This is a genomic window from Micromonospora sp. NPDC049240, from assembly GCF_040647835.1.
Taxonomy (GTDB): domain Bacteria; phylum Actinomycetota; class Actinomycetes; order Mycobacteriales; family Micromonosporaceae; genus Micromonospora.
In genome coordinates this window covers 68,026-78,362 of record NZ_JBEZCX010000028.1, presented here as the reverse complement: position 1 = coordinate 78,362, position 10,337 = coordinate 68,026, and the positions used below count along the sequence as shown (strand labels likewise).

The window sequence follows — 10,337 nt, the reverse complement described above, 5'->3', positions numbered from 1 at the left end:
CCGCCACTCGTTGATCTCGTCGAGGAAGGCCGACAGGAACGCGCCCATGGTCAGGCAGTCCTTCCCGGCGGCGATCACCTCGGTCCGTCCGCCGCCGGGCCGGAGGCAGCACGTTTCGAGCGCCGCGGCCACCTCGTCGACCGGAGCCACCTCGACATATCCGTCGCCCGCGCCGACGACGGCCGGCGCCAGGCCCGACACGAGGGCCTGGAAGAGCGTGTACGGGCCGGTGAACGCCGAGATCACCCCGGTGGACCGTCGACCCAGGATCAGCGGTGGGCGGACGATCACGCAGTCTCCGACGGCAGAGTCGGTGACGATCCGCTCACCGACGGCCTTGGACCACTCGTAGCCGTTGCGGAAGCCGTCGTACTCGGCTCGCCCCGGCGCGTCCGTGGGGCCGGGTCCGTCGGCATAGGCGGTCGACACGTGCACGAACCGGGTACGTCCCGTGGCCAGAGCCAGGGCCGCGCGCAGGGTGTCGATGTTCGCGCGGGTGGCCTCGACGCGGTCCATGGTCCAGCGGGTGGACGCCGCGGTGTGCACGATGACGTCCCACGGGCCGCGCAGTTGCGCGGGTGGATCCTCCGTACCCATCACCCAGCCGACGGTCGGTGGCCCGCTCTCGGGCGCAGGGAGGTGGCGCACCGTGCGCACCACGTCGAACCGCGGGTCCCGGGCAAGGAGCCGGGCCGTCTCACTGCCGACGATGCCCGCTGCCCCCGTCACCAGGATGCGCATCGATGTTCCTATCGCTCGGGGGAGAGGACGAGGGAGCTGTTGTGCCCACCGAAGCCGTAGGAGTGGCTGAGCACCGGCGTCGGGTCGATCCGGCGGGACGATCCAGCGACGACGTCGATGTCGACATCCGGCTGTCGCAGGTTGCCCACCGGAAAGACCGTGCCCAGCCGGGCACACTCGAGAGCGACGATCGCCTCCATCGCCCCGGCCGCTCCGAAGAGGTGCCCGGTGACGCCCTTGCAGGTGGTGACCGGCGGGCAGGCGTCACCGAAGACCGTGCGGTAGGAGCGGGCCTCCGCGGTGTCGCCGGCCCGCGTGCCCGTGCCGTGTCCGTTGATGTGCCCGATCTCGGCGGGGTTCAGCTTCGCGTCGAGCAGGGCCGACTCGATCGCCTGGGCGCCGCCCGCGCCGCTCGCGTCGGGAGCCAACGGGTGGTGGGCGTCGGAGCTGGTGCCGTACCCCAGGATCCGGCCCAGGACGGTGGCGCCCCGCGCTCGGGCACGGGTCTCCTCCTCCAGCACGAGGAACGCGGCCCCCTCAGCGAGGACGAGGCCGCTCCGGTCGGCGTCGAAGGGCCGGCAGGCCCGCCCGGGGTCGTCGGAGGCGGTGGCCATCACGCCCAGGTGCGCCATCCCGGTCATGATGTGGGGTGTGACCGGCGCGTCCGTCCCGCCGGCCACGGCCACGTCGAGCTCGCCGTACTGGACCTTGCGGAACGCCTCACCGATGGCGGTCGTGCCGCTGGCGCAGGCGGCGGCGTACGTCGTGGCGGAGCCGTGCGCGCCCAGCGTGAGCGCGAGGGCGGCGGCCGGGGAGTTGGGCATGGCCAGCGGCACCAGAAGGGCGGTGGTGCCGGTCGGGTCACCCGCGGCCTCCCGCACGGCGAACTCCATCGGCGGCGCGCCCCCGCTGCCCACTCCCACCGCGACGCCGGCGCCGCGCAGGAGTGGGTCACCGCTGAGGCCGCTGTGACTGACGGCGGCCAGCGCCGCGGCCACCGCCATCTCGGCGGAGCGGCTGTAGTACTTGCGCCGCCGGTCGGCCAGCCCCGGTGCCGCGACGAAGTCCGCCACGGTGGCGGCGAAGGGCACGGCGACGTTGTCGGCGACCAACTCGGGCACGACCGCGGCGACACCCCGGGCGCGGTCCAGGGCGGACAGCGCGTCGCCCACCGTGTTTCCGATCGGCGTGACCAGACCGAAGCCGGTCACGACCACCGACCGGGTCACGACCGACCTTCCCGCAGGTGCTCCGTCAGCACCCGCACGAAGTCGTCGACGGAGACGATGTCGCGCAGGGTCTGTACCGGCAGCCGCCGCCCGAGCGACCGTTCGAGCCGGACACCCATCTCTGTCAGTTCCAGGCTGTCGACCTTGTAGGTCCGCATGAACGGCTCGTCACCGGCGAGTTCGGTCGGGTCGATGCCGAGTACGGCGGCCACCTCGTGACGGACGATGCTGTCGATGGACGGTGACATGATGCGCGGCCTCCTAGTTCTCGACGTCCCGCACCGCGCGGTCGAGCGCGGCGGAGATGAGGTGGTGGGCGGTGTCGATGTCGTCGAGGCCGGCGACCAGCGGCGGCATGAGTCGCAGGCACTCCGGACGACCCAGGCACGGCGAGACCAACAGCCCTTCCTGGGCCAGGTTCACCAGCACCTCGCCGCCCAGGTGCGGCGTGGCGAACTCGATCGCCCACAGCAGCCCTCGCCCGCGCACCTGGCTGACCGCGTCCGGGTGTCGACCGCGAAGGTCGGCCAGGTGCCCGGCCAGCCGCTCGGCCAGGTCGCCGGCGTGGCCGGCCAGCCGCTCGACCTCGTCCAGGGCGGCCACCAGGGCGGCGCATCCGAGGGGATAGGCGCTGAACGTGGCCGTGTGCTTGTACGGGTCGGCCAGCAGCGGCCGGTAGAGGTCGTCGGTGCAGACGACCGCGGAGACCGGTACCACGCCGCCGCCGAGCCCCTTGCCGAACAGCACCGCGTCGACGGGCAGCTCGTCCGCGACGGCGACCGACGGTGCCAGGCAGCGGCGCAGCCCGCACTGGATCTCGTCGGAGATGGCGAAGGCGCCGGCGTCGTGCGCGGCGTCGCACCACTCGGCCAGCACGTCGCGATCGAGGGGGACGACACCGCCCTCGCCCTGGACCGGCTCGAAGATCACCGCCGCGACGTCCTCGGCGCGTAGCCTGACCCGCAGCGCGGCGGTGTCGGCCACGTCGAGGTGCTCGACGTGGCCGAGCAGGGCGTGCAGTCCCTCCCGGAACAGCGGCGTCGAGGTGGCCGACAGGGCGCCCAGCGTCTTGCCGTGATAGCCGCCGCGGACCGCCAGCACGGTGGGGCGCCCGGTGGCCAGGCGGGCGAGTTTGAGTGCGGCCTCGACCGCGTCGCTGCCGTTGGCGCCGAGGTAGACCCGGGTGAGGCCGGCGCCGAGATAGGTGCCCAACCGGGTGGCGGCCGCGGCTGTGACCGGGTTGGCCAGGGTTCGGGTGCTGACCGGCTGCTGGTCGAGTTGGCGGATCACGGCGGCCAGCACCGCGGGGTTGCGGTGCCCCAGCAGGGCCACGCCGTACGATCCGAAGTCCAACAGGGATCGACCGTCGGAGGTCCGGACGCGACATCCCGCCGCGGACTCCTCCACCGCCCCCTGACCGATCACCTTGCCGGTGAGCGCGGCGGCCGGGGTGAGGTGCCGGCGGACGGATCCGAACGTGTCCGCCGCCACCGGGTCACGTCGCATCGCGCACCTGCACGGCCGCGCGCACCGGGGTGTCCGAGAGGTCCAAGCCCCCGCCGATGCCCAGGTGTCGTCGTCCCAGATACTGCCGCACGGCCGCCCGGGTCGGCGGGTGGTACCGGCTGGCCTGGGCGTCGCGCCACAGTCGGGACAGCGGGGCGCGCCGGCCGTACGACTGCCCGCCGCACACTTCGCCGAACGTGGCGACCGCCTCGGTGACGACGTCCACGGCCTCGCTCTTGAGCGCCAGCGCGAAGGGCAGCAGCGCGGTGGCGTCGCGGCCGGCGTCCATCTGGGTGGCCAGGGCCAGGCACGACGCCTCCAGGGTCAGCAGCCGGCTGAGCGCGCCGCCGGCAACCCCCTGGTAGGTGGGAAGGTGTGCGCGGGACCCGCCGGTGTGCACGACCCGGCTGCGGTGCAGCATCTCACCGGCGGCGTCGGCCGCCGCCTTCGCCACCCCGAGGTAGACGGCGGTGGCGGTGAGGCAGAACCATACGAGCCCCGCGTCGATCGTGACGTCCTCGACGCCCGCCCGTCCCTCGGTGAAGACCAGATCCTTGGGCAGGTGGACGTCGTCGAAGACGACGGTGTGTGAGCCCGACGCCCGCATGCCCATCGCGTCCCAGGTGCGGTCGACGGTGATTCCGGGGGCGTGCCCGGGTAGCAGGCCGATGACGAGGTCGCCGTCGGCGCTCTGCGCCTGGGTGCAGTACAGGTCGGCGACGCCCGCGAGTGAGCAGGGTGTCTTGCGCCCGTTCACCGTCCAGCCGTCGGCGCGTCGAACCGCCGTCATGCCGGCCCGCGACACGCTGCCGGCCAGCCCGGGTTCGGCGAACGCCGACGCCACCAGTCTGCCCTGGGACGCGATCGCCTCCAGAAGGAACCAGGAGGTGTCGGCGTTCCGCCGCCACTCCTCGACCATGATCCCGACGGAGAACACGTGCATGTTCACCGCGATCGCCAGGCCAGGGTCGGCGCTGCCGAGAAGGCGCTGAGTGGCGCAGCACTCGACCAGTCCGGCCCCACGGCCCTCCATCTCCACCGGTACGGCCAGCCCGGGCCACCCGCATTCCCGGAGCGCGGCGAGGCTGTCGAGATTCAACTCCCCGTCGTCGTCGGACTTCGCGGCGCGACTCGCGATGCCGTCGAGCGTGCCGGTCGGCAGGAGCGCACTCACGTCCGGCCACAGGTAGTCGTAGTTCATTAGGGTATCGCTCACCCGGAACCCCTCCGATGATCACGCCTGCTCCATCGGAATATAGGACAGCGGGCCATCGGCATTGCTGAATGTTCTTCAGTAATGCGTGTCGGCGGCGATGTTACCGTCCACCCACCACGGCGACACGCCGTCGAATCGTGGCCGACATGTCACCTCAGCGTCGGGAGCGGGGATGCTGAAACAGGGAACAGATATGCGGAGCGCGTTGTCCAAGGTGGGCATCACCGTCGCGCAGTTGCGGGACACGGGTGGGAGTGTGCTGGCGGATGGCCGCGCCTATCTGGTCGGCTCGCTGGCTCAGGGGTTCGGCAACGGGGGAAGCGACGTCGATATTCATGTGTTCGCCGAATCCGCGCACCCGAACAGCGCCCCCTATCTGTTCTTCGTCAATCAGGTGCCGGTCGACATCGAATTCTTTCCCGCGGTCCGGGTCGCCACGCTGGTCGCCGAACTCGGCCGTGCGGCGGTGCCCACGGAGGTCGGGCGGATCGCGCTCCACCCGGCACCGCGTGGCCATCGGAAGATGTGCCTGTCCCGCTGGATGACGGCGGTTCCCCTCGACCCCGCACACGGCGCGCTGGTGACCTCTGCCGACGCCGCGGTGATCCGGGCGCATCTGATGCGTCACAGCGTCGAGCTCACCGTGCTGTACGCGGCGCTGGCCGAGTTGGCCGAGCTGGGCGGCGCGAACCCGGCGGGGCTGTGGAGACACAGCGGGCGGGCGTTGCTCGACCTGTTGTGCACCGAACGTGGCCTTCCACCGATGGGCGCCAAGTGGCTCCCGGCGCGACTGCGTGCGGCCGGGATCGACGACGCCGTACGCCGATCGTTCGACCCGGTCAACCTCGACGACTGGGTCGGGGCCGTCGCCCGGCTGGTGTGGCCGATCGATGACCCCCTCGCCCTGGTCGAGTTGCAGGAGTGCACGATCGGCGAACCGGTCCCCCTCGGGCGACGGGCCATGACCGTGACGCGCTACAACCAACTTCACGGCGGCGAACCGCCGGTCGGCGGATGCCTCCGGCAGGTCGTCGCGCAGGCCGGTGCCCGGCGGGTCCTGGCGTGGATGCGGGCCGGTCTGGTGCGTCCCGCTGTCGACCCGGCCGCGCTCAACCACTCCGCCCGCAGGGCGCCGAGCGACGCCGAGCCCGTGGGAGAGCCACGATGACCCAGGCGCCGGAGCGGGACACCTGGTGGGTGGCCAACCGGGCGGCTCCCGCGACCTATGTCTACTTCACCTACGTGCAGAGCTCACTGGGTGACATGGACGCCGCGACCGTCGACCGTGACTGGGAGACCGTCGTGGCGGCGGCGACCGAGGCGGTGACGTCGATCGGGTACTGCCTGCTTGTGCTGCGGGGTCTGGAGGGCAACACCTACGACGGCGAGGTGGCGATCCACCTGGCCGACGCCCGGCCCGGGGATCCGATGGCGGAGGTCGAGTCGACCCGCCGGTCGCTGCCGGAGGCGGTGGGTGCGTCGCGGGAGCAGGCCGAGACGGCCCGCGCGGCGGTGCGGAGGCTGACCGATCTCGTCGTCGCCGAACTGCCGTCAGCGCTCCCGACCGTGCGCGCCTCCGACGGGTTCTTCCCCAGCGTCCGCATTGCCAAGGACTACGAGAACCTGCGCAAACGGCTCGGACTACCGCCTCTGGACTGGATCAAGTGGCTGCACTGAGAGCGTGTCCCGCCGCGAGTCGCCGTCGATTGCGAGGAGTGTCATGCCGCATGTGATCACCCGGACCGTCTGCGCCGCAGGTGTCGACGCGGTCTGGGCCAAACTCAAGGACATCGAGTCCTATCCGACCTACATGACCGTGGTCCGGTCGGTGGAGATCGAACGGGAGCTGTCCGACGGACGCCGGATCAGCTCGTGGTCGGTCCTGCTCAAGGGCTCGGTCCTGGAATGGCGTGAGGAGGAGGTCGTCGACGAGGCGAGTCGAACTCTGTCCTTCGAGCAACTTGACGGAGACATGGACGTGTTCAGCGGACAGTGGCGGGTGACCGCCGAGTCGGGCGGGACGGTCATCACGATGGAGGCCACGTTCGACATCGGCATCCCGCTGCTGGCCGAGATGCTGAACCCGGTCGCCGAGAAGGCTCTGCGGGACAGTTGCGTACAGATCGCCTCGGCCGTGGGCGCGCAGGCGCATGCCTAGGTGGGCGGTGGGCCCGTACCTGGCCGCCCGGTTCCCCGTACCGCTGATGGTGGTGGCCGCGCTTCCCGGGGCCGCCGCGGGTCTCGCCCACGGCGACGCCACGCCCGCCGCCCTCGCCGCGTGCGCCGCGGGCACGATGCTGCTGTTCCTGGCGCAGCGGCTGGTGGACGACATCGACGATTTCGACCGCGATCGCGCCCAGGGCCGGCTCCCGGAGGGGGTCACCCGGGCGGGCATGGTCGCCGGCCTGGTGCTGACCGGCGCCTTGGCGCTGCTGCTCGGCCTGCCGGGACCCGCGGCCGTGCTGACCGGGGCCGCGGCGTTGGCCGGCATGTGGGTGGGCCCCATGGTGGCGCGTCACCGGGCACTACGTCGGCCGGTGCTGCTGTTCGTGCTCTACGAGACCGTGCCCCTCGCGATCATGGTCTTCCCGTCCGCACGGGTCGCCGCCGACGCCCCGGTGGCGTGGGGTGCCGCGCTGATCGTCGGCGTCGTGCTGTGGTGCGCCTACGAGTTCTGGAAGTTCTCCCGTAAACCCGGCGACGCCGGCTACACGCCCTTCGACCTGGCGCCCGAGGGCCGGGTCCGGGCCGCCGCCGTCATCGCCGCCGGTGGTGCGGCGGTCGCCGCCGTGGCCGGCCGTACCGGTCTGCTGAACGGTCCGGTGTCGGTCGCTGCCGCGGCGGTCGCGGGGCTGTTCTGCCTGGCCGCCGCCCACCAGGCCGGGATCCGCGACCGCCGCGGTCTCCCGCCACGGTGGTGGCCGGGCCTGCCGTTGCTGGTGATCCTGCCGTCGGTGGTGGCGGTGACCGCCGCCGCCACGGTCTGAACCCACGAGAGCGAGCCGCGATGCGAATTCTCCACCCGGGCATGCCGGTCGCCGAGGTCGCCGCACTGGGCGGACGCAAGGCCGCCGGACTCCGTGACCTGCGCGAGCTCGGCCTCGCCGTACCCGACTGGCGGGCGCTGCCGGTCGACGCCTTCACCGAGCACCTGCGACGCTGCCAGCCCGCCCGCGGCGGGGAGTCGGGCCCGTCCGCAGACCCCGAGCATGCCCGGCGACTCCGGGAAGCCATCCTGACGCACGCCCCGGCCCCGCAGGTGCGGGCGGCGATCCGGCGGATCGAGGACGAGTTGGGTGACGGGCCCCTCGCCGTCCGGTCCTCGGGGCTGGAGGAGGACGGCGAGGTCACCTCCTTCGCCGGTCAGCACGAGAGCTTCCTCAACGTTCGCGGGACCGACGCCCTGCTGGACGCGGTCCTGAGATGCTGGGCGTCGGCCTTCTCCGACCGCAGCGTCAGCTACCGCGCCCAGCACGGTATCCAGGCGTCCCCCCGAGGGCTGGCGGTGGTCCTTCAGCGTCTGGTGCCCGCCGAGGTCAGTGGCGTTCTGTTCACCGCCAACCCGCTCACCGGATCGCGTACGGAGCGGGTGGTCAGCGGCACCTGGGGTCTCGGTGAGGGACTCGTGTCGGGAGCCGTCGACGCCGACACGGTGGTGCTGGACCGGGCGGGCTCGGTGCGCTCCGTCGTGCTGGGGGACAAGTCCGAGCGTTACGCCCCCGCCGACGGCGGCGGCGTCTCACCGCACCCGGTGGCACCGGCCGACGCCGCGCAGGCGTGCGTCGACGCGGGCCTGCTCACACAACTCGGCGCGGTGGCCGACGTCATCGACGAACGGTTGGACACGCCGCAGGACATCGAGTGGGCCGTCGCGGACGGTCGGCTCTGGGTCCTGCAGTGCCGGCCGATCACGAGCGCGCTGGACGCCGCGCCAGGACAGATCCGCACCTGGGACAACTCCAACATCATCGAGAGCTTCCGGGGTGTCACCTCGCCACTGACCTACAGTTTCGCCCGGCGCGTCTACGGCGAGGTCTACCGGCACTACGCCGCGTCGCTCGGGCTCGACCGCACGGCGTTGGACCAGGTCGAGCAGTGGACCCCGTACCTGTTGGGCTACTTCGACGGTCACGTCTACTACAACCTGCACAACTGGTACCGCCTGGTGGGGCTGGCGCCCTTCTACGACAACGGCCGTCGCAACCTGGAACTCACCCTGGGCGTCCGCGAGGCACTGCCGAGGGAGGTGGCGGAGTCCCTGGTGCCGTACGAGCCGGGCGCCGGGCCGGCCCGCCTGCTCCGGATGGCACGTACCCGGACGGTTTTCGCCTGGCGCCTGTTGCGCCGTGACCGGATCGTCGCGCGCTTCCTCACCGGCTTCGACGCCGCGTTCGCGGCATACGACGCGGTCGACTACACCCGCCTGCCGGGCGACGAGGTGCTACGCCGCTATCTCGCGCTGGAGCGCGACTTCGTCACCCGCTGGGGTCCGGTGTCCATCACGGACCAGGCCATCGGCGTCTTCTTCGGTCTGCTCGCCCACCTCACGCGTCGCTGGCTGCCCGACGCGCCGCCATGGCTGGCATGGGCCGCCGCCGGGCCCGGCAAGGTCGTCTCCGTCGAGCCCGCGGAACGGCTGGCCGAGCTGGCCGAGCAGGTTCGGGCCGACCCCGCGCTGGAGGCGTTGGTGCGCGACACCGAGGGGACAGCGACCAGGCAGGCCCTCGCGGACGCCGGGCACCACGCGTTCCTGGCCCGGATCGACGCGTACATCGACCGCTTCGGGTATCGCAGCGTCGACGAGCTGAAGCTCGAGGTGCCCGAACTCTCGCACGACCCCGCCTCGTTCTTCGCGCTGCTCACGACCGCACTCGGCGGCGGCGAGAAGCGGGCCGCCGCAGACATCGCGCCCCATGTGCGCGGCCTCGGCCCGCTCCGTCGCCCGGCCTACCGCTGGGCCTGCACCCGGGCTCAGCGCGCTTTCGCCGCCCGGGAGAAGACCAGGTTCTCGCGCACGAGGGCCTTCGGTGTGGTCAAGCGGATGTTCCGCGCGCTGGGTGCGGACCTCGCCCGGTCGGGCCGGCTGGCCGCCGCCGACGACGTCTACCTGCTCACCCTGGACGAGGTCGTCGGCGCCTACGAGGGCACGCTCGTGGAGTCCGACCTGGCCGGGATCGTCGCCCGTCGGTCGGCCGAGCGCGCCCGCGGTGCGGTCGCCCCCGAGCGCTTCACCACGACAGGCGCGGTGTATCCGCCGTCGGGCGGGCAGCAGTGGCCCGAGGACGTCGGCGACGCGCCGGCCATGGGTCCGCGGGACGAGATGGTCGGTGTGGCGGCCGGGCCGGGAACAGCCACCGGCCCCGCGATCGTGGTGGACACCCCGCACGGCGTCGACGGTCATGTGGTCGTCACGTACCGCACCGACCCCGGCTGGGTGGCGGTGCTGCCGTCCGCCGCCGCGCTCCTCATCGAGCGTGGCAGCCCGCTCACCCACGTCGCGATCGTCGCGCGTGAACTCGGTGTCCCCACCGTCGTGCAGATCAGGGACCTGACCAAGCGGGTCGCGGACGGGACCATGCTGGAGGTCAACGGCTCCACCGGCCGGGTACGAGTGGTGGCGCCGGCGGATCATGGATGAGCGGGGC

General features: G+C 72.3%; 10 protein-coding genes. 5 read left to right on the top strand and 5 right to left on the bottom strand.

The window, feature by feature from the left end:
* The 5 genes from AB0B02_RS29785 to AB0B02_RS29765 form a co-directional block, all read right to left on the bottom strand.
* Positions 1–741 (bottom strand): SDR family oxidoreductase (locus AB0B02_RS29785; protein WP_357305993.1); only part of this gene is annotated, 741 nt, incomplete at its 3' end.
* 8 nt (positions 742–749) lie between these two features.
* Positions 750–1,970, bottom strand: a complete 1,221-nt coding sequence (locus tag AB0B02_RS29780) for a beta-ketoacyl-[acyl-carrier-protein] synthase family protein (protein ID WP_281940277.1) — start codon at positions 1,968–1,970, stop codon at positions 750–752.
* The gene (locus tag AB0B02_RS29775) at positions 1,967–2,218 is read right to left on the bottom strand and encodes an acyl carrier protein (RefSeq protein ID WP_281940279.1); all 252 of its coding nucleotides are present in this window, start codon (positions 2,216–2,218) and stop codon (positions 1,967–1,969) included. Before AB0B02_RS29775 ends, AB0B02_RS29780 begins: the two co-directional genes overlap by 4 nt.
* A 13-nt stretch (positions 2,219–2,231) precedes the next feature.
* Positions 2,232–3,476, bottom strand: coding sequence for an aspartate aminotransferase family protein (locus AB0B02_RS29770; RefSeq protein ID WP_357305988.1), 1,245 nt, complete (start codon positions 3,474–3,476; stop codon positions 2,232–2,234).
* Entirely contained in the window at positions 3,466–4,692 is a 1,227-nt protein-coding gene (locus AB0B02_RS29765; protein ID WP_357305985.1) for an acyl-CoA dehydrogenase family protein, read from the bottom strand. The genes AB0B02_RS29770 and AB0B02_RS29765 overlap by 11 nt, the downstream gene beginning before the upstream one ends.
* A gap of 85 nt (positions 4,693–4,777) precedes the next feature.
* On the opposite strand from AB0B02_RS29765, the gene AB0B02_RS29760 reads away from it, so the two are divergent.
* From AB0B02_RS29760 to AB0B02_RS29740, 5 genes are read left to right on the top strand one after another with little or no spacing between them, the layout of a single operon-like run.
* Positions 4,778–5,860, top strand: coding sequence for a hypothetical protein (locus AB0B02_RS29760; RefSeq protein ID WP_357305980.1), 1,083 nt, complete (start codon positions 4,778–4,780; stop codon positions 5,858–5,860).
* Positions 5,857–6,369, top strand: coding sequence for a hypothetical protein (locus AB0B02_RS29755; RefSeq protein ID WP_281940287.1), 513 nt, complete (start codon positions 5,857–5,859; stop codon positions 6,367–6,369). The genes AB0B02_RS29760 and AB0B02_RS29755 overlap by 4 nt, the downstream gene beginning before the upstream one ends.
* 43 nt (positions 6,370–6,412) lie before the next feature.
* Entirely contained in the window at positions 6,413–6,850 is a 438-nt protein-coding gene (locus AB0B02_RS29750; protein ID WP_281940289.1) for an SRPBCC family protein, read from the top strand.
* Positions 6,851–6,857: 7 nt separating this feature from the next.
* Positions 6,858–7,679, top strand: a complete 822-nt coding sequence (locus AB0B02_RS29745) for a hypothetical protein (RefSeq protein ID WP_357305975.1) — start codon at positions 6,858–6,860, stop codon at positions 7,677–7,679.
* 20 nt (positions 7,680–7,699) lie between these two features.
* Positions 7,700–10,330, top strand: a complete 2,631-nt coding sequence (locus tag AB0B02_RS29740) for a phosphoenolpyruvate synthase (protein ID WP_357305972.1) — start codon at positions 7,700–7,702, stop codon at positions 10,328–10,330.
* Positions 10,331–10,337: the final 7 nt, after the last annotated feature.